General features: G+C 37.5%; 25 protein-coding genes. 5 read left to right on the forward strand and 20 right to left on the reverse strand.

Going from position 1 to position 25,719, the window contains the following annotated elements; translation table 11 throughout:
- Positions 1-78 precede the first annotated feature (78 nt).
- Positions 79-1,065, reverse strand: coding sequence for a Gfo/Idh/MocA family protein (locus PO903_RS16610; RefSeq protein WP_273594669.1), 987 nt, complete (start codon positions 1,063-1,065; stop codon positions 79-81).
- A 313-nt stretch (positions 1,066-1,378) separates the two neighbouring features.
- Between PO903_RS16610 and PO903_RS16615 the strand changes: the two genes are divergently transcribed.
- Positions 1,379-2,245, forward strand: a complete 867-nt coding sequence (locus PO903_RS16615) for a MurR/RpiR family transcriptional regulator (RefSeq protein ID WP_273594010.1) — start codon at positions 1,379-1,381, stop codon at positions 2,243-2,245.
- A 101-nt stretch (positions 2,246-2,346) separates the two neighbouring features.
- Here the strand turns inward: PO903_RS16615 and PO903_RS16620 are convergent, their stop codons facing one another.
- Together PO903_RS16620 and PO903_RS16625 are read right to left on the reverse strand one after the other, a co-directional pair.
- Positions 2,347-3,684, reverse strand: coding sequence for a dihydrolipoyl dehydrogenase family protein (locus tag PO903_RS16620; RefSeq protein ID WP_273594011.1), 1,338 nt, complete (start codon positions 3,682-3,684; stop codon positions 2,347-2,349).
- 185 nt (positions 3,685-3,869) lie between these two features.
- Positions 3,870-5,129, reverse strand: coding sequence for a cytochrome P450 family protein (locus tag PO903_RS16625; RefSeq protein WP_273594012.1), 1,260 nt, complete (start codon positions 5,127-5,129; stop codon positions 3,870-3,872).
- 208 nt (positions 5,130-5,337) lie between these two features.
- Here PO903_RS16625 and PO903_RS16630 point away from each other — a divergent pair, with 208 nt between their 5' ends.
- Positions 5,338-5,928 (forward strand): TetR/AcrR family transcriptional regulator, encoded by a 591-nt coding sequence (locus PO903_RS16630; RefSeq protein WP_273594013.1) that lies wholly within the window; start codon positions 5,338-5,340, stop codon positions 5,926-5,928.
- 120 nt (positions 5,929-6,048) lie between these two features.
- Here PO903_RS16630 and PO903_RS16635 read toward each other — a convergent pair whose 3' ends face one another.
- From PO903_RS16635 to PO903_RS16645, 3 genes are all read right to left on the reverse strand, one after another.
- On the reverse strand, positions 6,049-7,194 hold the full coding sequence (locus PO903_RS16635) for an MFS transporter (protein WP_273594014.1): 1,146 nt from the start codon (positions 7,192-7,194) through the stop codon (positions 6,049-6,051).
- A 156-nt stretch (positions 7,195-7,350) separates the two neighbouring features.
- On the reverse strand, positions 7,351-8,475 hold the full coding sequence (locus PO903_RS16640; RefSeq protein ID WP_273594015.1) for an NAD(P)/FAD-dependent oxidoreductase: 1,125 nt from the start codon (positions 8,473-8,475) through the stop codon (positions 7,351-7,353).
- 149 nt (positions 8,476-8,624) lie between these two features.
- A complete protein-coding gene (locus tag PO903_RS16645; protein ID WP_273594016.1) occupies positions 8,625-9,623 on the reverse strand; it encodes an aldo/keto reductase in 999 nt (332 codons plus the stop codon).
- Positions 9,624-9,904: 281 nt separating this feature from the next.
- Here PO903_RS16645 and PO903_RS16650 point away from each other — a divergent pair, with 281 nt between their 5' ends.
- The 3 genes from PO903_RS16650 to PO903_RS16660 all read left to right on the forward strand — a co-directional run bounded on the left by PO903_RS16650 (position 9,905) and on the right by PO903_RS16660 (position 12,699).
- The gene (locus PO903_RS16650; RefSeq protein ID WP_273594017.1) at positions 9,905-10,822 is read left to right on the forward strand and encodes an AraC family transcriptional regulator; all 918 of its coding nucleotides are present in this window, start codon (positions 9,905-9,907) and stop codon (positions 10,820-10,822) included.
- A 40-nt stretch (positions 10,823-10,862) separates the two neighbouring features.
- Entirely contained in the window at positions 10,863-11,408 is a 546-nt protein-coding gene (locus PO903_RS16655; protein ID WP_273594018.1) for a TetR/AcrR family transcriptional regulator, read from the forward strand.
- Positions 11,409-11,658: 250 nt separating this feature from the next.
- On the forward strand, positions 11,659-12,699 hold the full coding sequence (locus PO903_RS16660; protein WP_273594019.1) for an NAD(P)-dependent alcohol dehydrogenase: 1,041 nt from the start codon (positions 11,659-11,661) through the stop codon (positions 12,697-12,699).
- Positions 12,700-12,829: 130 nt separating this feature from the next.
- Here PO903_RS16660 and PO903_RS16665 read toward each other — a convergent pair whose 3' ends face one another.
- The 14 genes from PO903_RS16665 to pelA form a co-directional block, all read right to left on the reverse strand.
- A complete protein-coding gene (locus PO903_RS16665) occupies positions 12,830-14,722 on the reverse strand; it encodes an RICIN domain-containing protein (protein ID WP_273594020.1) in 1,893 nt (630 codons plus the stop codon).
- A gap of 203 nt (positions 14,723-14,925) precedes the next feature.
- The gene (locus PO903_RS16670; RefSeq protein WP_273594021.1) at positions 14,926-15,693 is read right to left on the reverse strand and encodes a nucleotidyltransferase domain-containing protein; all 768 of its coding nucleotides are present in this window, start codon (positions 15,691-15,693) and stop codon (positions 14,926-14,928) included.
- A 215-nt stretch (positions 15,694-15,908) separates the two neighbouring features.
- Positions 15,909-16,847, reverse strand: a complete 939-nt coding sequence (locus PO903_RS16675; protein ID WP_273594022.1) for a serine hydrolase domain-containing protein — start codon at positions 16,845-16,847, stop codon at positions 15,909-15,911.
- 68 nt (positions 16,848-16,915) lie between these two features.
- Positions 16,916-17,896 carry a phosphotransferase gene (locus tag PO903_RS16680; RefSeq protein WP_273594023.1) on the reverse strand — a complete coding sequence of 327 codons (981 nt, stop codon included), beginning with the start codon at positions 17,894-17,896 and terminating at the stop codon, positions 16,916-16,918.
- A 180-nt stretch (positions 17,897-18,076) separates the two neighbouring features.
- A complete protein-coding gene (locus PO903_RS16685; protein ID WP_273594024.1) occupies positions 18,077-18,553 on the reverse strand; it encodes a GNAT family N-acetyltransferase in 477 nt (158 codons plus the stop codon).
- A gap of 98 nt (positions 18,554-18,651) precedes the next feature.
- The gene (locus PO903_RS16690; protein WP_273594025.1) at positions 18,652-19,188 is read right to left on the reverse strand and encodes a GNAT family N-acetyltransferase; all 537 of its coding nucleotides are present in this window, start codon (positions 19,186-19,188) and stop codon (positions 18,652-18,654) included.
- A 309-nt stretch (positions 19,189-19,497) separates the two neighbouring features.
- Complete coding sequence (locus tag PO903_RS16695; protein WP_273594026.1) at positions 19,498-19,692, reverse strand: GNAT family N-acetyltransferase; 195 nt, start codon at positions 19,690-19,692, stop codon at positions 19,498-19,500.
- 338 nt (positions 19,693-20,030) lie between these two features.
- Positions 20,031-20,945 carry a phosphotransferase gene (locus tag PO903_RS16700; RefSeq protein ID WP_273594027.1) on the reverse strand — a complete coding sequence of 305 codons (915 nt, stop codon included), beginning with the start codon at positions 20,943-20,945 and terminating at the stop codon, positions 20,031-20,033.
- A gap of 327 nt (positions 20,946-21,272) precedes the next feature.
- Positions 21,273-21,638: a hypothetical protein gene (locus tag PO903_RS16705; protein ID WP_069328830.1), complete on the reverse strand. Its 366-nt coding sequence runs from the start codon at positions 21,636-21,638 to the stop codon at positions 21,273-21,275.
- Between the two features lie 251 nt (positions 21,639-21,889).
- Entirely contained in the window at positions 21,890-22,537 is a 648-nt protein-coding gene (locus PO903_RS16710) for a hypothetical protein (protein ID WP_273594028.1), read from the reverse strand.
- Between the two features lie 328 nt (positions 22,538-22,865).
- The gene (locus PO903_RS16715) at positions 22,866-23,153 is read right to left on the reverse strand and encodes a hypothetical protein (protein WP_273594029.1); all 288 of its coding nucleotides are present in this window, start codon (positions 23,151-23,153) and stop codon (positions 22,866-22,868) included.
- Positions 23,154-23,193: 40 nt separating this feature from the next.
- Positions 23,194-23,748 (reverse strand): hypothetical protein, encoded by a 555-nt coding sequence (locus PO903_RS16720; RefSeq protein WP_273594030.1) that lies wholly within the window; start codon positions 23,746-23,748, stop codon positions 23,194-23,196.
- Positions 23,749-23,864: 116 nt separating this feature from the next.
- Complete coding sequence (locus PO903_RS16725) at positions 23,865-24,488, reverse strand: hypothetical protein (protein WP_273594031.1); 624 nt, start codon at positions 24,486-24,488, stop codon at positions 23,865-23,867.
- Between the two features lie 268 nt (positions 24,489-24,756).
- Positions 24,757-25,707 (reverse strand): pectate lyase, encoded by a 951-nt coding sequence (gene pelA / locus PO903_RS16730; protein WP_273594032.1) that lies wholly within the window; start codon positions 25,705-25,707, stop codon positions 24,757-24,759.
- Between the last annotated feature and the right edge of the window lie 12 nt (positions 25,708-25,719).

The raw sequence follows: 25,719 nt of genomic DNA on the forward strand, positions 1-25,719 counted from the left end.
CGATCTTGAAATTCAAGGATCGGTACTCTTTTTGACTTGTTGGTGATATTAGGAGTACATCATTATGGCTTGAGAGGCTTATACATCTGCGCCAAATACAAGTCCAGCAGAAGATTTGGCTTGTTCAATTACATTCATTACTTTCTCGCTATGATCAAGCATTTCAGACACTTTGAGCAAATCTTGTTGTTGAATGATCCGTTCGAACTCGACAAATTCATCATACATACGATGAGGATGGTCTTTGACATCTACTCGTACAGCAGGCTTTGAATGGGCGACATAATCGAAATGATCCATGATATTAGTCGAACCTTCAATCGTCATATAACCTTGATCGCCTTGAATATGCGTTTGATTAGGTGCATTCGTATCTTTGGAACCTATACATACACATTTGAAATGATCATAATCCAGTAGCAATATACCTGAGGTGTCGATACCACGCTCTATATTGGCATGGTAATGTACTACATTGGGAACTCCAAATAAACCAACCACTAGATGGATATTATACAAATTGATATCCATTAACGCTCCGCCTGACATCGCAGGATTGAACGCGGGTAACATCTCCCCTGCTTTGAACCTGGAGTAACGTGACGAGAATTGAGAATAATTACACTGTACGATTTTGATATCGCCTAGTGTCTTTAATTGCTCTTTGATCGCTATCGTATTTTTGAGATATTGATTAGAGATCGCTTCAACCAGTACCAAATGTTGACGCAAAGCAATTTCTTTAAGTTCTAGCAACTCTTGTAGATTCGATGTAAAAGGTTTCTCACAAATCACATGTTTGCCTTGTTCTAATGCTTGCTTGGCGTAAGAATAATGCAGATGATTAGGCAGTCCAATATAAACGGTATCTACCTGCTGATCCGCAAGCAATTGATCATACTCTATATACACCTGAGCGATCTGATACTGAACTTGCCACTGGGCTAATTTCTCTTCATGACCTGCTCTCGCACAGATCGCTTGTAGACGAATCGCTGGAATATCTTTAATAAAGCTAAGTACATCTTCAACAATCATTCCTGATCCTACAATCCCTAACTTCATCATATAACCCTCTCTATTCTTGTTCTAATATGTTTATGCTTTTGGTTGATTGATGATCGTTCCTCCTATCTGTGCTATTATCGGTGTAGATTGCATAGAGAGATTATTGCGTATTGCCCATGATTGACTGGTTATTCATATACATGTTTCTTTATTATAAAAGAAGAATCCACAAGATAATTAAAACAGACACATAACGGGATATTTGACCATTTATTAGCCTACATCACCGACAATTTCTGAACAAAATGTTCAATTCATATCCTAAAATGTTATACCATATAAGTATTTTGTAAGAACTGGAGTTGAGTTTTTGAGATTACTTTCACAATTAGCGGAGATGGATCACTTTACACCCAATGAGCAAAGTATTGCTGCGTATATTTTGACTCATCAAGAACAGATGCTTCATTTGAATATTCAGCAATTAGCCAAAGCTACATATACTTCTCACTCGGCAATCCATCGCTTAACACAGAAGGTGGGATTATCTGGTTTCAAAGAATTTACGATCTGTCTAGCACGCGAATTTCAACAACAGCAAGGACAAGAGTCTGAAGTGAATGTGAATTATCCTTTTAATCTGGGCGAATCTTCACTACAGATCGCTAAAGAAATCGCTGATCTAATGAAGAATACGATTGATAAAAATCTGGCTTTAATCGAGGATAAGTCACTTTCACAGACAGCAGAGTTACTAGATCAAGCGGAACGCATCTTTATTTATGCTCTAGGCGATTCACAGATTCGTGCCAAAAGTTTTCAAAATAAACTATTTAAAATCAATAAGTATGTTGTGATTGCCACAGAGCTGTCCGAATGGGCGCATCATACACTGAATGTGACTCCTCGTGATTGTGCACTATTTTTAACGTATCATGGCAATTCACCTAGCTATATCAAAGTGTCTCGTTACTTACAGCAGGAACAGATTCCTTGGGTTACGATTACAGCGAATCATCAAGGCGAATTAGCTAGATCCAGTACGATCTGTATTGAGCTTCCTGACGATGAAGTCAAGCTAGCGAAGATCGGCACCTTTTCCTCACAGATTGCACTCGAATATGTACTCAATGTGATCTATGGTTGTATGTACAAAATCGATTATAAACATCATATGAAGAACACCGAAGAATCATTACACAAATTCAATCGTAGTGATATGATCGATGATATCTAAAGGATCACTAGAAAAACCATCTTTCATCTGAATACATTAATATAGTGCGTACACAAAACACCCCTACTCTGCTCTCAAAGTAGGGGTGTTTGTGTTATACATTATTTCGTTTCTTGCATGTATCTTGGAATCATCGTTTCAAAAGAAGGGAATGCGTAGATCAATTTGTCTACCTCTTTAGAGGTTAATCCTAATGTGATAATAGGAGTTAAGCTGTTAATAATCTCAAGTGCTTCCTGACTGTATGCTGTCGCACCTACAAGTTTTTGCTCTTGATCATATACCAGATTCAAATGAGCTTCTGTTTCATTACGACCTGCAAAGTCCCATTGTTTGCCTAGATCAATCGGCTTAATAGTAAGTCCTGTCGCTTCTGCTTCTTCAATCGTTACCCCAATTTGTGCAATCCGTGGCACTGTAAAAGCAATCGTAGCGATCGGTGGATATTCAATAGCTTGAGTCTGAGCACCTAAGAAAGAAGCTGCTAGATATTTCGCTTCAAATACAGCTGTTGGTGTTAGACGTGGTTGTTTTTTATCAAGAATATCTCCGCTTGCGTAAATGCCTTTTTGTGTCGTCTGTAGATACTCATCAACGATAATACCTTTGCTGTTATACTCCACACCAGCTGCTTCAAGATTTAGATTTTCTACATTCGGTACTCGTCCTGTAGCATTAATAACTAATTGGGTCGTTAAGGTTAGACCTTTTTCTGTAGTGATCTGTAATTGCTCTCCTTGTTGTTCCACTTTGCTTAATTTTTCATTGAAATGGAATTGAATTCCGTCTTGTTGCATCTTTGTAAGCAATTTTTGAGCATAAGGTTGATGGAATTCATTCAGAATATGATCGGATGATTGAATCACATGTACAGTCGCTCCTACTTTGACAGCGATAGAAGCCAGCTCCATAGATACATAACCAGCACCTACAAATACAATATGATCTGGAAGATCTTCTAAGTATAAAAATTCATTGCTTGTTTTTAAGTACTCTTTGCCCGGGATATCTAGTGGTGTTGGACGTTGACCGCTTGCGATAACAATTTTGTCGGCTGTGTATTCTTGACCGTTAACAGCAACCGTTTTTTCATTTACAAATGATGCTTCACCTTTGATCACTTCAATGCCTGCTTTTTTGAAATTTTCTTCTAACATCACAGGTAATGCATCTAGAACTTTATTTTTATGAGCCATTAATTCAGACCAGTTGATCTTCATTTCACTTGTCATACCGATTCCATGATATGTTTGAGCATCTTCCATCACTTTGATAGGGCCATCCAAAATAATTTTTGGGTTACAACCGTAGTTCGTACATACTCCCGCAATTTTGTCGCGCTCGATAATAGCTACTTTTTGACCTGACATACTTAGTGGCATTGCCGCATTCCACGCGCCTTGACCACTACCGATAAATAAAACATCAAAGTTACTCATTATATATTCCTCCATTTTCGAATGTTATTGATATATTTGAATATGATTGGTTATCTATACCTTAACCAAAAGCAACCCCAATCAATCGCACACGATTAATTGGGGTTAATGATAATTAGATATACAAAAGGAGTACAAACCAAGTCTGCACTCCTTTTTATTGCGAAATCACACTATTATGACTATCAAAATACAACAGGTAACGTCATTAGACTCTGAGAACTCAAAGCAAAATGCCAGTTCACTTCTTCACGCGGAACAGCCAACTGTAAATTAGGCATTCGTCGAAGTAATGTTCTAAATGCAACATCACCTTCAACACGCGCTAAAGGTGCACCCAGACAAGAATGAATACCATGCCCAAAAGCCAAATGACGATTTACTTTGCGATGAATATCCAACTCTTCCGAATGTTCGAACAAAAGTTCATCTCGATTCGCTGATTTCAGTAAAGGAATCACAACATCCCCCTTGCGGATCTGCTGACCACCCAGTATCGTATCTTCGGTAGCATAACGAGGGCCTGTCATTGTAGCTGGGCCATTGAATCGAAGTAACTCTTCAAATGCTGAAGATGTGAGTTCAGGATCAGCTTTGAGTTTGTTCAATTGTTCTGGATAATCCAATAACATCAATGTTCCCGTAGCGAGTAAATTAGAAGTGGTCTCATGACCGGCAAAGATCAATAAGGTAATCATAGAGAGTAGCTCATCTTCACTTAAATGATCGCCCTCTTCTTCAATCGTAATCAATTGACTAATCAGATCATCAGCTGGATGTTTACGTTTAGCCTTTACAAGTTGCGCTGTATAATCACCAAAAGCACGTAAATTGGCTTCGACTTCAGGTTCTCTCACTCCAAGACCCAGACCATGCGAAATCGCTGTCGACCATGTATGCACTTGAGCACGTTCTTCTACAGGTACACCTAACATATCGCAGATCACGTTGATCGGTAATGGATGCGCATAATCTTTGACAATATCCATATGTCCTTGCGCTTGTACTTGATCTAATAATTCATCTGCAATCTTCTGTACGCTTGGACGCAGACTTTCCATATATCGGGGTGTAAATGCTTTGGATACCAGTCTACGTAAACGCCGATGATCTGGTTCATCAACAGAAATCATCGATTTACCGCTAAAAAAAGTAGTCGGTGCAGGTGAATCTGTTTCCGGTGTTATTTCAGGTGTAGCAGGTGTTAATCCTTCAATCAGACTTTGATCGACAGTAAACAGTCTGGGATTTTTGAGAACTTCGGATACTTCTTCCATACGAGTAATCATCCATTGCTGACCATTCGTATTTCCCATCGGAACAGTGATCGGGATTACAGCTCCCATCGCCCGCAATTGAGCAAAAATTGAAAATTGTCCCTCACCAGCATCACTACGAAAAGGATTCAGTTTTGACGTTGCCGTTATATTTTGAAATGAGTTCATACGTACCTTCCTTTCATGACTATAGATATGATATGGCTGTTATTCATTGACAAACAGAATGTTATTAGGTTTACTTTTCATAGGTTACATATTCTTCTCGTATAAATAATTATTAAGAGGAGAGTTCTCCATTTAACCTACTTAAAGCTTAAACGGAGAACTCTCCTCTTGTCAAATTTCGCGAATAACACTTAGGAAGTGATAGATAATGGAGCAAATCAACAAAGCCCCTCGACTGGAACGCCGGGATGCAGCAGAAAATCGTAAACGAATTTTGGATGTCGCTTTTAAATTATTTGAAATGCATGGTGTGGAGCATGTAAGTATGAATCAGATTGCTACAGAAGCACAGATTGGATCGGGTACACTATATCGCCGATATCGTAATAAAAGTGAGCTATGTTCCGAGCTTATTCTAGACAGTACTAATCTATTATTTAATGATATTGATGTGTATATGGAGCAACATAAGTCTCTGACTTCTTACGAGCGCTTGTGCGGATTGTTAGGTCTATTTATCCAGTTCATTGAGAAGAATGCACAGTTACTGACAGGGATCGAAAATTCAAATTATCGTGAAAAAGGCTACCAAACCAAAAGCCCTCTTTATGAACAATTTCATCAAATGTTATGTAATCTATTACAAGAAGTATCAACTGAAGATGAACATTCACTTATTTTATTTAAAGCAGATATGATAATGAATGCCTTACGAAATGACTCATATGTATTTCAAAAAGACATCCGTGGTCACTCCCCTCAGCGTATTTTGGAACAAATTTGTCAAACCTTTATCTAAATATAAACAAAACTAAAAAATAAGACTTATTCATCTGTCAGAGTGTCGGCAGGAATAAGTCTTATTTGATATTTATTTATTTTATGATCAGACAAACGATACTAAAAGAATATTTTGAAATTAATTTGTTTTTATTTTTAATAAACGAATAACCAACAACATAAAAAGAACAATCGAAAGTACTACAGAGCACGCGCTCACCAAAAATAAAGCTTGATAATTCAAGTGTTCAGATACTATACCTAAAAGTATAGCTCCAAGCCCAATTCCCAAATCTGTAGCTGTAGAGAAAAAAGCATTAGCCGCGCCTTTTCGATTTTCTGGAGCCAAACGAATCATAATAGCTTGTAGCGCTGGCTGTGCAGACCCAAAGCCTATACCGTATAATACTGCGGCAACGATCACTCCTAATAGATCAGTTGCACAACTTAGTATGATTAGAGCAATAACCGTAATCACTAGCGAAGGGATAATAACATATGTTTCCCCTTTGCGATCGGAAAGTTTGCCTGCTAATGGTCTAATCAAAGCAAGTGTTGCAGCATAGACCAGAAAAAAAGTGCCTGAATTTACATGAATTTCATTTGCAAATAAGGGTACAAATGTAGTCATTCCTCCGTAAGCAATAAATAGAAAGAAAATAGGTACCATTACGGGTAAAACAGATTTTTCGAATATTTGTATTTTTCGAGAACCCTTCAGTGGTTTATAAGGCATTTGAGCAAATAAAGTTAACAGCAAAGCCACTATAGAAAGACCAACAGCCACCAAAAACATGATTTGATATGAAGAACCTTTCATCACAAATAATCCAATCATTGGGCCGATAGCCATAGCCACTGTCATAGAAGTGCTGAACCAACCCATTCCTTCTCCGCGTCGTGCAGATGGAATCATATCTGTAACAGCTGTCATCATAGATGTTGTAGATACTGCCCAGCTCATGCCATGTAGAACGCGTAGTCCCATCAACATGATGATTCCACCTACCCAGTTATACATATACATCGAAATAATAAAAACAATCAGTCCTCCAATCATAAAAGGACGTCTACCAAATCGATCTAATAATCCACCAACAATAGGGCGGAATATGACTGAAGATAACATCAATGCCCCCATTGCTAATCCTACCTGTTGCTGGTTACCGCCCATTTGTGTAATAAAAAGAGGTAATGTTGGATATAACATATAAAATGCAGTAAATAGAAAAAGTAAAGCTAGCGTCATCACAATAAATGATTTCGTCCACAAGCGTTCTTTCATATGTTGTAGTCTCCTCTCTCTAGCCATGCTGACTCTATTGAACATATGTACATTATTTATAAAAAGAGATACATCTATTTAGATAAAATCAAAAAGTTCAAGATCCTACAATCTTGAACTTTTTGCAATTGTAAAATATCAGATCGTTCTATTGATTTAAGTTAAAGCTGTTCTAATATCATAATCATTGATATCAATATCTACATCGAGATTAAGCGCTAACTTAGCCAGTTGATAGCCGATAAAAGGCCCCATCGTTAAGCCTGATGCTCCAAGCCCGTTAGCAGTTAATAATCCTGTCCATTCTGGAATCGCTCCGATAACGGGTAGAAATCCAGGGGTAAAAGGTCTAAATCCTACACGTACTTCTTGTAGTGTACTATCTGCAAGATCAGGTGCGAGTTCTAATCCTTTATTCAATACTTCTTGCATACCGCCTGCTGTAACTCTAGTATCATAGCCTTCGATATCATTTTCATGTGTGGCTCCAACCACTATTTTTTGCTCGTCAAATGCAAGCAGATACTGATCTGTAGGTGGCATAATGACAGGCCATTTTCCGATATCAGTCGATTGCTGTTCTACTTGTAAATGAATAATCTGAGCTTTCTGGTAACTTACCTGTAGCTCTATCCCTAAAGGTTGAAATAATGAAGCCGCCCATGCGCCTGCACATACAACCACTTGATCGGCTTGCCAGCTTTCTCCGTTCACTGTAACTCCAGTGACATGATGATCTTGATAAAGTAGTGTAGCATCTCCTTGAATCCACTTTGCCCCCTGCTTCTGTGCTGATCGGATCAACGCATCTCGTAATGCACGACCGTCTACACGAGCGGCTCCGCTAATATGAACAGCATGATAGCCTTTTTTGAGCAAAGGGAACTTTGCTTGAGTCTCCTGATCGTTTAGCAGAGTAATATCTCCGATCTCAGGGGCATGTTCTTTACGTACCTGTGCTCGTTCTTGCATTTTGATAATTTTATCGATATCTTCATGGATACTAAGCGCTCCGACTTGAGCATACCCGGTATTCGTTTCACCTGCATTTTCCAGTTCTCGAATCAGTTCTGGATAAAAATGTGCTCCTGCTTTGGCAAGGCGATACCATGCTTGATTACGACGCTGAGATAACCATGGACAGATAATTCCTGCTGCCGCATCGGTAGCTTGCCCGTTATCTTTCCGGTCTATAATAAGTACTTCTGCTCCCATTTTGGTTAACTGATACGCTGTTGAAGCTCCCAAAATCCCTGCTCCGATGACGATTACTTTCTTCATGACTGCATTCCTTTCTTGTACGCGAATGTCTTTATTATAGCGAAAATGTGGATAATTCTCTTCTATTCTTACGATATGTATAATAAAGAGCAGTAAGTCTAGGACTACTGCTCTTGATATGACTCAGCGATAGATATGTCTTATATTTATTATTTATTTAATGGATAAGGAACTAAGCCAACAACGGGATGCGGAACATATCCTTCTTCCAGAGCGTTCACTTCTTCTGGAGTTAATGTGACAGACAGAGCGGCTACAGCATCTTCCAAATGAGATGATTTGGTTGCTCCTACGATTGGAGCACTTACCGGTTGCTTTTGTAATAACCATGCCAGAGCGATATGGGAACGGGGTACGCCACGTTTTTGTGCAATCTCAGCCACTTGGTCAATAATCACACGATCGGCATCCGCTGTAGCGTCATATTTGGATTTTTGAATCTTATCTGTTTCTGAACGTTCAGTTGTTTCATTAGGATCACGAGTTAATCGCCCGGATGCTAATGGGCTGTATGGAATCACCCCTACTCCTTCTTCTAAGCAAAGAGGCAACATCTCTCGTTCTTCTTCACGATATAACAAATTCAAATGATTCTGCATCGATACAAAAGAAGTCCAGTGATTGGCTTTAGCCGTCTGGATCGCTTTCAAAAACTGCCATGCATACATCGCAGACGCTCCAATATATCTAGCTTTACCTGCTTTAACGACATCATGTAACGCTTCCATCGTTTCTTCGATCGGTGTCTCATAATCCCAACGATGAATTTGATACAAATCTACATAATCTGTACCTAGACGTTGAAGACTTTTATCAATTTCACTCATAATGGCTTTACGAGATAGACCTCCACCATTAGGTCCTTCATGCATTTTGCCATGCACTTTAGTCGCTATTACAATCTCATCACGATTAGCGTATTCTTTGAGTGCACGTCCTACAATTTCTTCACTAGCGCCAAGAGAATACACATTCGCTGTATCAAAAAAGTTAATGCCTAGTTCTAATGCTTGCTTAATGATCGGACGACTTTGCTCGTCGTTAAGTACCCATGAATGAACCCAACGCTTAGGATCTCCAAATCCCATACACCCCAAACAAATGCGTGATACATCTAGTCCTGTATTTCCTAATTTGATATATTCCATGATGATTCTCCTCACTTTCGTATGGTATGATGCAAAAAATCTTGCTTCGTTAATGAACAGATGTCTATAATAGTAGACACATTAAGCAGGATACGGTGCACAACTGCTTGTTTATATTATGCAATATATCTTGTAAGCATCGTTATCCCATTTATCTTAAATGATTGCCTAATTCTCTTATATCCAATACGTAGTAAAAGTAACACGATAGATATGATGTACATTTTATACGAATTTGGCGTAATCGACAGATATACATATTTACAAAGGAGGATTCGGGTATGTCTCAAGAAATGCAAAATAAAAAAGAGGAATTGGCTCGCTTAATCAAACGTCACTCAACCTCTGAAGGTGTTCAAGAAACAGCGATTTCTTCGTTGTTTTTTATCCGTTATTTATCTACAACCGAACCTGCTTATCGGGTAGCTCGACCTGCATTGTGTTTTATCGCTCAAGGTTCCAAAGAGATTTATCTAGCTAAAGAACGATTTTTATACAATCCTAATGATTATTTAGTCGGATCTATCAATTTACCTGTTGTCGGTCAAGTAATCAAAGCTTCTAGCGAAGAACCTTACGTTAGTTTCAAGCTTGAATTTACTCAAAAGCAGATTTTAGACGTTCTGAATGATTCTTCGATCAAGCCTAGCGTGAATGATAACGCTGGACGTGCACTATTTGTGGGACAAATTAATTCAGGTTTACTGGATTCGATTCTTCGTTTAGCACGTTTGTTAGATAACCCGGCAGATATTCCATTTCTGGCTCCATTATGTATCAAAGAAATATTGTATCGACTGTTGCAAGGCGAATATGGAGTGACACTCGCTCAGATGGCTATGGAAGGCAGTAGTACGTACCGTATTCAGGATGCGATTCAGCATATTATGGATCATTACGATCATGCATTATCGATCGAGGAACTTGCCGAGGTAGCCAGTATGAGTATTTCTTCGTTCCATCGCAATTTTAAAGAAGTAACTGCTATGACCCCTCTTCAATTTCAAAAGCAATTGCGATTACAAGAAGCACGGCGCTTATTGTTAGCTGAATCCGCTGATGCTGCCGATGTGGCTTTCCGTATCGGTTATGAAAGTGCTTCTCAATTCAGCCGGGAGTATGCGCGTATGTTCGGCTCACCACCACGTACAGATATCAAACGTCTCAAAGAAAAATACGAATTCACATTCAACTCGTAGTCATACTGAATCACATTAAGAAAGTACGGTGACTCCTTTCATGCCCAAAACCGATCGACGTATTCTCAAATCACAAGAAGCGATGAAAACAGCAGTGATCGAATTAATGACTGAAAAAAGTTTTGATGAAATTACACTACAAGACATCTCTGATCGCGCCAATATCAGTCGGGGGACGATCTATCTTCATTACTCCGATAAATTTGACCTGCTTAATAAGTTGATAGCAGAGCATATTCAGCAATTAAGAAATATTTGCCGATCTGTAGCAGATCTTGATTTTAGAGACGCGATTTTACCGTGGTTTGAGTATTTGGAACGAAATTATCTCTTTTTCTCAACGATGTTAGCTAGCAAAGGTGCAGCCTATTTCCGCACACAATTTGTTGAATTTCTACGTGAAGAATTTGAAAATGAAGTCAAACAATTTGGCGAGAAAAATGCGAGTGTTAGCGAAGATATTCTTTTGCAATTTATCGTCACTTCGTATGTCGGGATCACAGAGTGGTGGATCATCAACAATATGCCTTATTCTAGTGAAGTGATGGCTGATCAAGTAGGCTTATTGCTCGATCGAAACTTATAATACATTTTAAGACTGCAAGCACATATGAATTATTGAACATATATGCATCTATTGTTCATTAATAGACAAATATCACTTTTTTATCGATTGTAAGCAATCTAGTTTTAGTGATAATATACAGACGTACATTAAAGTGTACATGTTTTGCTGACTCGTAAAATGTGTTATACCTTTAGTACACTAAAAAATCGAACACTTTAGCATTTCAAACGAAATTGATATTGCTTAAGGAGAAGGAGCAGAGAAACTTATGTGCAAAACACACGTACTCAGTGCTGCAAGTCCAAAAGCACCATTTGAGAAAACAACGATTGAACGGAGAGAATTACGTCCGAATGATATTTTAATTGATATCAAATTTAGCGGAATCTGTCACTCGGATATCCATAGCGCTTATGACGAATGGGGCGGCGGTATTTTCCCAATGGTTCCCGGTCATGAAATCGCTGGTGTGGTTGAAGCAGTCGGAACAGATGTGACTAAATTTGCTATCGGCGACCGTGTTGGTGTAGGTTGTTTCGTAGATTCTTGTGGCGAATGTGAATATTGCCTGCAAGGTGACGAGCAATACTGTACGAAAGGTGTTGTCCAAACATACAACTCAAGAGATTATGACGGTAACCCGACTTATGGTGGATACAGCCAAAAAATCGTTGTTACAGATCGCTTCGTTGTTAGCGTTCCAGACGCTCTAGGCTTAGACGTAGCTAGTCCACTGCTATGTGCTGGAATCACTACGTATTCCCCTTTGAAACATTGGAATATCGGCCCGGGTAAAAAAGTGGCAATCGTTGGTGTAGGTGGTCTTGGTCACCTTGCTATTCAATTTGCTCATGCACTAGGTGCAGAAGTAACGGTATTAAGCCGTTCGATGGACAAAAAAGAAGAAGCTATCGGCTTTGGAGCAGATCATTATTATGCAACAGCTGATAAAGAAACATTTACAACATTGAACAGCAAATTCGATCTTATTTTGAATACAGTATCGGCTAACCTTGATGTGAATGCTTACCTTTCTATGCTACGTGTAGATGGAACACTGGTAAACGTTGGTGCTCCTGCTGATCCTGATCAATACAGCGTATTCTCACTTATTATGGGTCGTCGTAGCCTTGCAGGATCACTTGTAGGTGGTATTCCAGAAACGCAAGAAATGCTTAACTTCGCAGCTGAACATAATATCGCTCCAATGATCGAAGTAATCGGTGCAGATTATGTAGGCGAAGCTTACGAGCGTGTTGTAAACAGTGATGTACGTTATCGCTTTGTTATTGATATCGCTACTTTGTAAAAGAACATTACAAATGGCATAACACATTATTGTATATGTATCTCAAAATATATGTATCAAAAAGAAGCCCTCTCATTGTGAAAGGCTTCTTTTTGATTTGTCTATCTATGCTAATGTTGTTCTATTAACATTAGTCTGTCGCTTTGAGCAATATCCACTTTTGATTCGTACCACCGTTATCTGTCCACTGAATCACATCGCCGCCATTACTGGTTGATCCGCTGCTGATCTCAGCGACCTTATTACTATTGCGATTGATTAATTTCATCGTATTGTCTGTAAAGACAGGTTTCCACTGTTGATTCGTGCCACCGTTGTCTGTCCACTGAACCACATCACCACCATCGGCTACCGATTGAGCAGATACTTCTAGCGCTTTACCTGTTTTACGATTGATTAATTTGTAATATCCATTGGTGGTTGCTACAAATTTCCATTGTTGATTCGTTCCTCCAATGTCCATCCATTGAAGCACATTCGCTCCATCTGCTGTAGATGCTTCGCTCACATCAAGCAATTTGTTACTATTCTGGTTGACGATTTTGTAATACGCATTACCATCGATCGTCGCACCTCCACCTGTTGCTCCAGAGATACCTGTAATCACAAATGTACTGACCGAATTCGCAGGTTGAGTATTAGTGAATTTCTTATTGGCTAGAGATAGTCCACTAATTGCCGCCATATTCTCAGAACTACTTGTCCGGTAACCGGTCACATTGCCAGTCAATGTAGTGAATTGAGATAGATCGTAATTGACTGTATTCGGTGATGTTGTGCTATTCACAGTGACAATGACTAACTTTTTGCCTACTGTATCGTAAGCCGCCACAGAGTTATTATCGACAATATCAATTATTTTGTATCCCGGACGAATAAATTTACTCCATTGCGCCATCATATGATATTTCTTTGTAACGGTATATGTGCCTAGATTGGCACTCGCATTATTCAGATCCGTTTCGATCATACCCCAACCGCCGGGTGTCTCCACCGCTTGCCAGTAGACCCATGCACTATTTTTCATATATTTGAGATCCGATAGAATCGTACGAGACAACGTCATACCTGTATTATCACCGTCACCATGCTCGGAATTCCACAACCGTTTACCATTAGCAGAAGTGTTGAGTCCTGTACGGTCGCTACCTTGATACGTATGAGTATTGTATTGCACTAATTTGGACTTGGTAGCCGCTGAATAGCTATCAATACTTTTGCGCGTTAGATCGATACTTGTTTCTTCAGGAGCACTAATGCCAATCGGTAGACCTTTAGCTGCTATCGCATTGGATAACTGACCGATCATCACTTGTTGATTAGGCGCAAACATCACGTTACCTTCTTGACGATTGCCGAAATACCAGTAATCCGAACTAGGCTCATTGAATGCAGATAATGTACGGAAATTAATGCCCCATTGATCACGGAACTGCTTGGTCACTGTTGTAAGATAATCTGCAAAATCATCATACATATCGTCTTTCAGATTTTCAGCAGCATTCTGATTACCCGTAACACTTCCACTCTTGGTCATCCACCACGGTGGTGAATTGGAGAACGCTTCGGCAATAAACTCGCTAGCAGGGATTCGAGATTTGGCTGCTTGTAAGATCGAGCGCTGATTGCTGTCTCTTGTCCAATCATAAGCAGACGTTGCTGAATCTTTGAAGCCCGGAATACGTGCACGTAGTTCCATATGATTCGGATAAGCTGGATTCTCGCCACCACCGATATTGTAACGAACAATATTCATTTGTAGACCGTTACTGCCAAACAATTTGTCTGCATAATCATTACGTACCGATTCAGAAGCACCACCTACACGATTCGCCCACCATGCAAGGGATGTTCCCCAACCTTCCCATGTCTGATACTGTACATTTGGATTAACCGTTGCATTATAACTTGCCGCAGATGCATTTTTCATCGGAACCACTCCATACGTTGTGATTAGTAATGCCAGGATCAGCATACTGTGGTTGAGTATTGCTAACCGTTTTTTGTACTTTGTTTGCGCCATTCAATATGTCCTCCTTCGGATGGTGGTATTAAAATCGCCTTTATGTATACGCTTACAAAATGAATTTGAAGAAGAGATCGATTCGTAAAGAATGATCTCTTCCTCTATCATACACAGAATTGAGGGCTATTTCAATTATTTTACAATTGAAATGGAACTTCCCCATATTCGATGACATGCTTTGGAAAGTAGAGACTTTGTTATTAGCTAAAAGAATTTCTAGAAGCAGCCATTGCATTTAGAGTATTCTCAAAATAACGATATACTTCATCTGCCATTCCTAGAAACTCTTCAACACCTACATTGCTATCCAAGTAACAAGCGTACAGATAATCAACTAAAGCCGAGTCGATCTCACAATAGTCTAATATAGCATCTTTCATCTTAATCATATCATCTTCCCATACACCTGTATTTTCTAAAACTAAAGAGTATAATGCACGAATTAATCGCTTAGAATAACCTTTTATATATCTCATTTTCATTTTGGGATCACTAGCATTAGAAAGTGAATGATGTATACGATCTACTTCATCTTTGGTCTCTTTATTTAAATCTAAAATGAACTCAGGAGAAATGGTGATCGGCGGTACTTGTTCACCAACGTCTTGACCATATACACAAACACAAATGATCTTTACCCAAAAGCCCCACTCATTCGGTTTACTTAATACATCGTCCATCGAGCAAATGATCGTATCAATCTTGGTGAGTACTGGATATTCTTCCAAAAGTCTGTCTTTAATCTTTGACAATCTTTCGTAATCTATATCTTTGGGATCTACACATACAATCGTAAAATCTGCATCTGATTTAAAAGGTTTAGCTGTTCCTTTTGGGATCGAGCCACACATATAAATGCTATGAATTTTCCCTTTAAATTCGGTAAGTACATTATCTATATACTTATCAACAAAATCCTTATATTCGCTTTGTATTTCAATTTTATTTATGACTTTTTCTAATATCATGTAGACTCCCCCCTCAACTAAAAACTTCTTCTGACTAAAATACGTGCTTTCCAGATATTCAGGTAGATTAATTCACTCAAATAAACCTGTCATTTAACTTAGCCGATTAGACGTATAAGTCCGAATTCATACTTCCAATATTTCCTTTGGCGACCAAAGAGCGCATATGACAATGTATGAACTTTTTATTAATAGATGTGCTAATTTTCTTTGTGTTATCGCAAAAGTTCTGCAATCGCTTTTAATGGTTTTAGGGTATCACCGTATGTATCACTTGTTAATGCAACGACTATATTTTGAGAATGATCCACACAGATATACTGCCCGCCCATACCCATAGCAAAATAAAAAGAGTGCTCTAAAGATTCATTGGCTACCCACCAGTGATGACCATAATAACCGATATCATCATATGTTAAATACTTTGGTTGGGTTGAAGTCGCTATCCATTCTTCACTAAGTAGTTGTCGTTTCCCACAACGTCCCTTGTTTAAGTAAAAGTAGCCGAATTTTTGCATATCTTGTATAGACATATGTATCCCAAAACCACCAATATGAACTCCCTGAGGATCTACATGCCATATGAAATCTTTCATCTTCAAACTAGAGAATAGATACTTTATTGCGAAATCTTTTGCACTTATTCCCGATACCTGTTGAAGTATTGCTAATAATAGATGGCTACAGCCAGAATTATAGTTCATTCTTTCACCAGGTTCGGCATTTAATGGGCGCTCTAATATGTAATCAACCCAGTTCAAGCTATGTATCATGGCTGGCCAGCCATTCCATTCCCCCAACTCAGGCCAATCAAAGCCTGCACTCATACTCAATAAGTGTTCAATGGTAATGCTTTGTTTCCGAATATCTTTATCCTGTTGAAGCGATGGAAAGTAATGGACAATCGGTGTATTGAGATTTGCAATTAATCCCTGTTCGACAGCAATTCCAATTAAGCATGAAGTAATACTTTTCGTACACGAGTTGATTTTATGGAGCTTATCTTTCGATTTATTGTTTCTAAAATATTGAAGTACAATATCTGAACCTAGGCTTATTAGACAACTTTCAATCTTTTCTTTTTTCAAATAGCTAATAAATGATTTTATTTTTTCATCGTTGATTTGAGACTGATTCAGAGATTCAATGATCATAGGTTTGCTCCTATTCATTATTTATGAAGATTTGTGTTTTATATCCACGAAAAGAACGATACAAAAGATCAAAAATTTACTTTTCTAAAATACTCCATCTTACTGTCAATAAATCCATCATCAAAGTCAGCTCCCCCTATTAGCTCTGATTCAGTAAAACATAAGCTAAAGAGCCACAGTTGCCTAATTACCACGAATAGAGAGACGGCTTCTACATCATGTCTACTTAGATCTTTTACATTCCTGTAGCCGTTTAGAAATGCTTCCCAAAGTCTTTCAACTTCATCTTTATTATGACCACTGTGAATTTCTCTCGCCAATCTAAACTCTGCGATATCATAAGATCTCCATCCATAACCGCAAATATCAAAATCATAATGTGTTAATTTCCCATTGTCAGTAAAGGCTACATTGGTGTTACCATGCAAGTCCCCATGACAAATGCCCCAATCCAAGCCTTGTTCTATCTTGCTTGCTAACTGTTCCTTTAATCCTAAGATTAGTTTATAAATGAAATGATAATCCTCTAAACGATGTTCCATATGTAATTTGATGATATTAAGCGGTTTCTCTATTAGATATTCCAAATCTAGATTACTTCTTACGTGTTCACTTCTAAAATGTTCAGTTACTTTATGGATTTGAGCAACAGATTCGCCAAATAAATAACTATCTTCTACAGTATGAATCGGCTTTTCATTACCTTCTGCATAACTAAACATAACCCCATGCTTTACACCCTCAGTAATCAAAAAATCATTTATGAAAGTTCTATCTTTTTGGGCAATAGGTATGGAGACGTTTACATCATTCTCATTTAAATAATTTAATACATCTAGTTCAAAAGCGATATCCGATCTACTTCTTCGATCTGCACGATACACTCTAAAGATATATTTACCTGACCCACTCTCTACAATATATGTATCGTTCATGCCTTTAAGAAAGTATTTTAAATGAATAGGCTCTTGAAATTTATAATTGTCTTTGATATGCGCTAGTAAGGCTTGCCTGGACAAGAGCGAGTAGGTAACAGGAAATAAACTCAAATCTACACCATCCTTTTGACTTGTAATTTATGTATAACTATACCATATGTTGGTAAGTGGTTGACTTTATTTAATTTCGAATGCTTCAACATAAAAACTATTTTTTCACCTTAATTTTACTGTTAGCAATTAGCTTTTGGGCACTGGATCATTAATAGATTCTTAACGATTTTCATGGTATTAGCTGATAAACGTTTGTATGGTTTTTCCGCTCTCTATCCGCTCTTCAAATTGACCTTTCGTGTATTCATTAATTACTCTTTTCCAAAATAGCTGTGCTCCTTGATTACTCTCAATTTGATGCACTTCCCACGGCCCTTTATGCCGTGTAAATATATCTGTTGCTACTGACTTTCCTATTCCTTTTCGTCTGTACTTCTTTAATATGAAAAATTCTGCAATTGAATAATGTCGAAGTCCAAGTTCCTCTATTAAACGAACTAAAACAAATCCTACATACTTCTCTTCTCGTTTAATTACATAGGCAAATTGATGGTTTCTTTCTTTGAAATAATCATCTAAAGGATAAGGACTATACTTTCCATCATCTTCTACATCAAAGCTCAGGAATTCGGCAAAATCATAAATATAAAATTGCATAAGATTATTTAATACTTCTCGATGCTTTTGATTGACTTGAACGATATTAAAATCCATTTTATAATCCTCCGCTTTGTTTATTAATGATGACATTCCTATATATCTTTTGAAAAAATTAGAATTGTTATCTGAAAGAATCTATCATCCTGAATTACTCATAATATCTTTATTAATTCTAAATTTGCATAAGTTGTTTCTGAAAATTCATTATCACCATAAATCCCGCTTACATGATTAAACCCCGATTTAATCCAAAACTTTAAAGCTGGCCAATTTTTCAAGGCTACGTTGATCCGAATTTCTTTATAACCTAAAGACGTTGTTACTTCTATAAATTGATTGATTACTTCTTGTCCAAAGCCTTGTTTTTGAATATCTTTATCTATATACAAAAATTCAAGATATACAGAATCTATAGACGGGTAACCATGATATACACTCAATATTCCTATTATTTTTTGGTCTTGTTTATTTCGAATAGTTTGTATTCTATAATTTTCTAATTTACCACTCGGAGGGAGGTTTCCTTTAAAGAAACAATTTCTTATGTGTTCTGGGTTGTAGCTTTGCCCATCCCACTGATTCATATACTTACTTGTTTCATAAATATCTTGTACCAATAGAATTTCTTCTTCTTCCAAATTCGATATCATAAGCCTATGGGAATTCCATTTTTCAAAGATAAGTTTCATGATTTTTTTCCTTCTTCTTTTTTTCTTTAGATTATTTCAGATAACGTTCCTGTGTTCAAGACCCAACGTATGCTGGGTGTGCGACGCATGTCGGGCCGAGGACGCATGTCCGTAGCATGAATATTATGTTAGGTGATACTTACATGCGCTATTTTCAAAGCATTTTTAACATATGTATATCATTTGGTTCTAAATCAAATAATTCCTGATCTATTTCATCTGTCAATTCACTTCCGACTCTGTCTCTGTCGATGAAATATACAAGAATTTAGAGCCTCTGCTTATAGCTTCTTTGCTTAATTCATTCATTTATTGTTTGCCTATTCCTTTCCTTCTAAAATTTTTTGTCGTATACATGAGATCTATTTGAAGTCGGTTTTTATTCTTTCCTCTTAATTTTTGACCTAAAACACTAAAACCTATAAAACATTCGTTCTCAAATGCTCCATAAGCTACTCCACCCTCTGTTATTTCAATTCTAAACCTTTCTAATAATTGCTCCAACTCCTATTCCATGTTGGGCATTCATGATCGGTTCTAACTTCTTTTAGTCCCTTCTTACTGTTTTCATAGATCAGATTAGTTCTTTCTGATCGATCAATTTCTTTGATTTTTTCTGCCTCTTCGAGCTTCATTTCTCTAATAATCGTCTCTAACCAGCTCCTCATCTAATCATCTCTAGCAAGTTTCGCATAATGTATCTGTGTTCAAAAAACTGAGAGGCTTGAGACGAAACGCACCTATTCGAAGATTTAGCCTCTCACCGTTATTCGCCTGAATCACTTTGAGCTCATATCGTCGGGCGTTAACCATAATCCAATAGCTGCAACAAATTAATGAGCTTAATCCGACAGTGCTCGCATGATGTTGGATTTCGCCTCTGCCGCAATCGCTTTATTCCCGTCATTGACCGCTTGCATCAAGATCAATACGGGGATATATACCGCGATCAGACGCGCCAGCAGCTTCGTTTCCTCGTCCGCTCCTCCGTATGTTTCGAAAAACATGCCACGAGCGTAAGGTGGTAAAAAGCTGTAAGCAACGCTCAAATCGCAAGCCGGATGGCCTACGTTCAGATCGCCCCAATCGATGATGCCGGAAACGATCCCGTTCTCATTCACAAGCATATTTTTGAAATGAAGATCGCCATGTAGCAGTACATTCACCGCCTTGACATGGTCCGTTTGCAGCCTGCTAATATATGCTTCGATCACACAGGACTCCTCTGACGACAAGTGTTCGATCACCTTCGATAGAAAGCCTTCCAATTTCACTTTGCGAGATGCTATGTCCGTCAAGTTTCGATGATCTTGCTGAACTCCGCACTTCAGCGCCGCCTGCACCGGAAACTCATGCAATCTCCGCAAAAATTTCGCCAGCGTCTCTGCCGATAAAGCCCGGCGTTCTTCCGTCAAACCGATGGGGAAATCTCCTGGCACGTAGGTATAGCCGAGAAACGGTACCGGGTATTCGTCACTTGTTTCGCCATAAAACAATGGTTTCGGATAGGGGATGGTCATATATGCCTCCAGCTTCGGCAGCAGCTCCCCTTCCATACGAATCGAGCCAACTGCAATCGTTCTTCTTGGAAACCGAAACACGTACTCGTCACCAATAAGAAAAACCGTATTGTCCCAGCCCCAACCCAATCGTTTTACTTGCTTCGATGACAGCTGGGGAAATTGTCTGCCGATCAGCATCCGTGCTTGCTCTTCGTTAACCTCCCACTCCGCATCCCACACATTCGTTCCTCCCATAAAATGCCTGCCTCCTCATTTCTTACTTTATTTAGACGTTTACATTCCCTGGAAGTTACGTATAACTAACCATTAATTTAGTAGCTAAAAGGATTGTCTTTTGTTCTTTCTAGTTTTTGCACTGATTTTGTCTAACGTTCCTGTATTCACGAACCCGGCAGGCTTAAGGCAGTGCAACGATTGGGTCGTCAGACTTAGCCATTACAGGATTGTTCGCTGAATCTGCTTTCTAGTAAAATTATCTACTGGCCGAGGGGCTAATGGACAGATGCGTGAATTTATCGTAATCAAATGTCAGTGACTACTTTGATACACTTAAATTAAGTTTTAACTATCTGATTGATCATCAGTTGCTTGAATAGCTAATTCCAATGATCTTATTCTTCTTTGTAGAAGTGTCTTTTGAGGACTACCTTCTCTTGCCTTATCATAACTGGATTTAATCGATGGAAGTAATCCAGCGAGAACATTGCGAGCTGCTATTATTTCTTCTTGTTTATGCCCATGTGGTCTTTTATTCCAAACGAAGTCTAGTATGGCCAAGCCAACGTATAAAGCTTCAAGTCTTTTCGTTGTTAATGTGATATTTGCTCCTTTCTTAGTCATCTGAGCATTGGCATTTTCTAATTTATTGATTGTAGATTGAAAGGACTTTATAGATTCTAATTTCTCTACATCAGTGACATTTTCCATTTAAAACACTCCTCTCTAGATTTATATTTGAAGATGATTGATATGTTTATTATTAAATTTTACGCTGATTTCTGATAACGTTGTTGTATTCACGAATCCGAGAGGCTTAAGGTCAGTTAGAACCGGGTGGCTCCGCTACTTAGCCTCACAGGATTTGTCTGCTGAGTGTCGGCTAAATGTCCAAAACTTTAATAATTACTTATACTTTTTTAACAAGGCTCAATATCTCTGTTTTCAGAGATAGACCTAGATCAGTCAATTTTTTTTGCTATCGCTGTTTCCATATTCACTTTGAAAGTTTCTATTTCATCTTTTAATTGGGACGTTGTGGTTAACTTATAAATATGCTCATCATCTGTTGGAGAAATTTCAATCAGTCTTATGCTTGGAGAAAGGTTTTCCACCGCTCTAACTCCTTCAAAGTTTAGATCGATTGTAATACTCTTTTCGACATTGTTAGTTAAGTTACGAATAGAGATATGTGAACGTGGATTGTCGGTTAGTCTTCCAATTAAATCAAAAAAGTATTCATACTTTCCATCAGGTGTAACTTGCCTACTTTGCTCCATATATTGACGATTTTGTTCATCAATTTCTCGCATTAATTTTTCGTAATGTGGTTCACCAAGAAGTGTTGCAGAAAAAACAAGTGAAAATATCACCAAAAACATAATTAGAATACTCTGAGAGGTTATGTGAACGGGCACCTTATTTTTAATCAAAAGAACAATGGATACAGCAACAAAAACTAGGACTGGACACCAGATGAAATAAAGAATAAAAGGACCTGCTGGTCCAATATCGTTTCTATCACGAATTAACAAAAACATAAACCACATCAACGCCAATCCTGCAATCACAACTGCTATAATCCATATTATCTTTACTATCTTTTGCATTATGTAATCCCTCTTTAATAAAAATAAATTTATTGTATTCGTTGTAATTAATTATAAAAAAGGAGTCTTTTTCTGACTTTACAACTTGAAGTTCCATTCAACCCCAGTGATTCCTTGCTTCAAACGAATCACCTTTACAGCTCAGTATCTAATTCTTTAATTGGATACATCAGTAGATCATTGTCTACCATTAACTTCATTGTTATCATAGGTAATTTCTTGACCATCCATTAAATACACACAGCGTGGATATTATGTCATATAACGAATCGTGCATCTTGAGTAGCTACCACAATGTTGTTTTATTCATTGTGCTAATTGGTAAACTTTATGCATAATATCCACCTTCTAATAAATATTCTTTTGTTTCCTTATAGTGTTTGTAAATTTTACTAAATGCTCTATTTGCTTTATGCTGATATTCTCTATCACTGATACATGGTTTAATTACTTTCACTACTTCTCTCATATCAGTATTAAATAAAGTTTCCCCCGATATTAATTTTTCTAAATCCAATTCAAATAGACCTTCAAAATTTTCGGAACAATCCCCATACATATATAATGCTTTATTATCATTCGTTCGAAGTAACTTGAAATCAATACAAAACGCCATAAAATTCATCTCCTCTTTCTTTAATTTATTGATTTTCTTATTATTCCATATTTATTTTTATTATTGCTGTAGTTAGCTGAATAATTGCCGTAATAATTGAAATCATTGCAATAGATATTGTAATTATCATTTCTACTTTACTTTTCTTTGTTTGTTTTTCATTAGATACCTCAAAATCGGTTTCTATTGGTTTATTAAAAAAGAATGATATTCCATATAAAAACATACCCGTACCGATTAAAAATAGAATGATACAGATTGATTTTATAACGTTGATAATTACTATATTACTTACATAATTAATTTGAACATAATACAAACATAATAATACTAATAAAAATACAAGGCTAATACCCCAATAATTAAATGCTTCATTTTTCAAAAAATACGAGGCTTCAATTAAAATCCCACCTACGCCGATTATCACAGTAATCCATCCAATAGAATTAAAAATCACTTCCAATATATTAGGTACGGCCCCAAAATAGTTAGGCAAATAAAAAAATGTCATTCCCACTACCCAAAACCATGTTGCAATAAAAAACCCTGAGGAATTTGAAGATTTTTTGCTACTTATTCTCTTTTCTTTTGACATCCAAGCATCTCCTTTTAAAATAAAACTATTTTAAATAATGTTCATGTATTCACGACCGAGGGCGGTCGGGCTGCTGCATGAATATTATGTTATCTGAAGTGTAAATACTAGAGAAATTATTCCTCTACTTTATTCATTTTTATTCTTAACTTTCCATTATTTTTTACAGTTATCTTATCAGAAAACTTTTCGAGACATTCATCAACTATAGTTTTCAATTGATAGTAATATTCTTTACAAATGTCTAATATGTCCCTATCAGGAAAATCATCTAATGCTCTAACTACACCATTTACTTTACCTCTAAGTTTTACAGTACCTTGTTCTATAATTCCATATTCTTGATTTTCGATGTCTTCTTCTAACGTTTCTATTGTAAAAGTTACATTTTTTCCATCGAGTCTTTTCAAATATTCATTAACTTCTTCTGTAAACGCTCCATCTAATATATCTACCTTCATATGAACTCTTGTGAGTAATGGATCAGATTTCAAACTCCTTACTCGCATATCATTTACCTTTTTCAAAAAACTTATTTCTTCTTTAGAAGGATTTAGAGAACCAAACCATTGCTCCCAACCCTTAATATCAGAGAATTCGGCTCTCATTATCCATAAAATTGATCTTGCAGAACTGATAAATGCATTCAAAAAATAATCAAACTGTGGATCTTCATTAGTATTTTCTTCTAATAAGTCTAAAAAGAATTTTGCTTCATCAAATTTTCTAGTTGTTCTCATCTGCTATCATCTTCTTTCATTTATTTATACATTTCAGCTAACTTTCCTGTATTCAAAAACCAGCGTATGAGGGGTCGATTACACATGTCCATAGTGTGAATATTTTATTACTTATACAAATCAGACGAGTTCTTATGGATTTTACTCTTTACATTATAACCTCCTCCGAGATTTTAGGAATTATTTTCATAAAAAAAGACTTCCAGATGATAAACCATCTAAAAGCCCTTATTCCTTCAGCACGTATCATTATTCTTTACACCACCTATCAGCTTGGTGACCAGTTACCATACCACGCATAACCCGTTCTTCTTTCCTGATCAATATCGCTCAATTTGTATTTCACAATACCATCACGTCCGACAAAGATAGGTTTGTTCGTATTCAATTCGTAAAATCTTGCCCAGATCGGCTTGGTGACACTGGAATCGTTCACTACAATCACATCGTTGTTTTCTTTCACCACTTTGATCCCTACAATTTGTACAGCTTTGAACCAATCTTCAGCCGCTTTGATCGAATTCGCAATTTGTGAAGTGGAAGGTCTGGTTTTGAGGAATTTTACAATCGTTGCGCTTTCTTTGGAACTCAGTGAAGGGACTTCATAGATGCGTGCGGCGGCAGGTTTGAGTGTACTCGAATCATGTTGTTGTCCCCATACGGTCAATTTGCCTCCTGAAGTGACTTGAGTCTTCAAAATACAACTAACTCCTTTATCGACAGACTGTTTACTTTTGCTAGCTAGATTGCTGTCGATAAAGGCAAAATCACCTTTTTTATTGCCGACTTCATCTAACAAAATCATAACGTTAATCATCGCATCATCATTGTACGTAATATGCGTATGGTAGCCTGAGCTTTGGTATACTTGCGGCCACCCTCCATTCGCATATTGCATATTAATCAGAAAATTAATCCCTTTGATCGCAGCCGCTGAATATTTGCTATCTTTGGTTTTGGTGTATTCACTAGCTAGTCTACGAATCTCGGTATATGTAGCTTTGTTGTCGATCGTAGATTTCGCCCAGTCTCCACTCATTTCAGCGTAGTCTTTTTTCCATCCGCCATCGGCTTGTTGATTTTTGATAATATCTGCCAGACTGGCTGTAGTGCCTGAAGCATCTGCCGCCATTACAGTTGTCGTAGGCGATAATAAAGCAACCGGTACAGAAAGCAACATCGTAAACGCCAACGCAATCGATATTCTATTCTTTTTCATTAGTTGAATCTC

Source organism: Paenibacillus sp. PK4536 (genome assembly GCF_028594455.2).
Classification (GTDB): domain Bacteria; phylum Bacillota; class Bacilli; order Paenibacillales; family Paenibacillaceae; genus Saccharibacillus; species Saccharibacillus nuruki.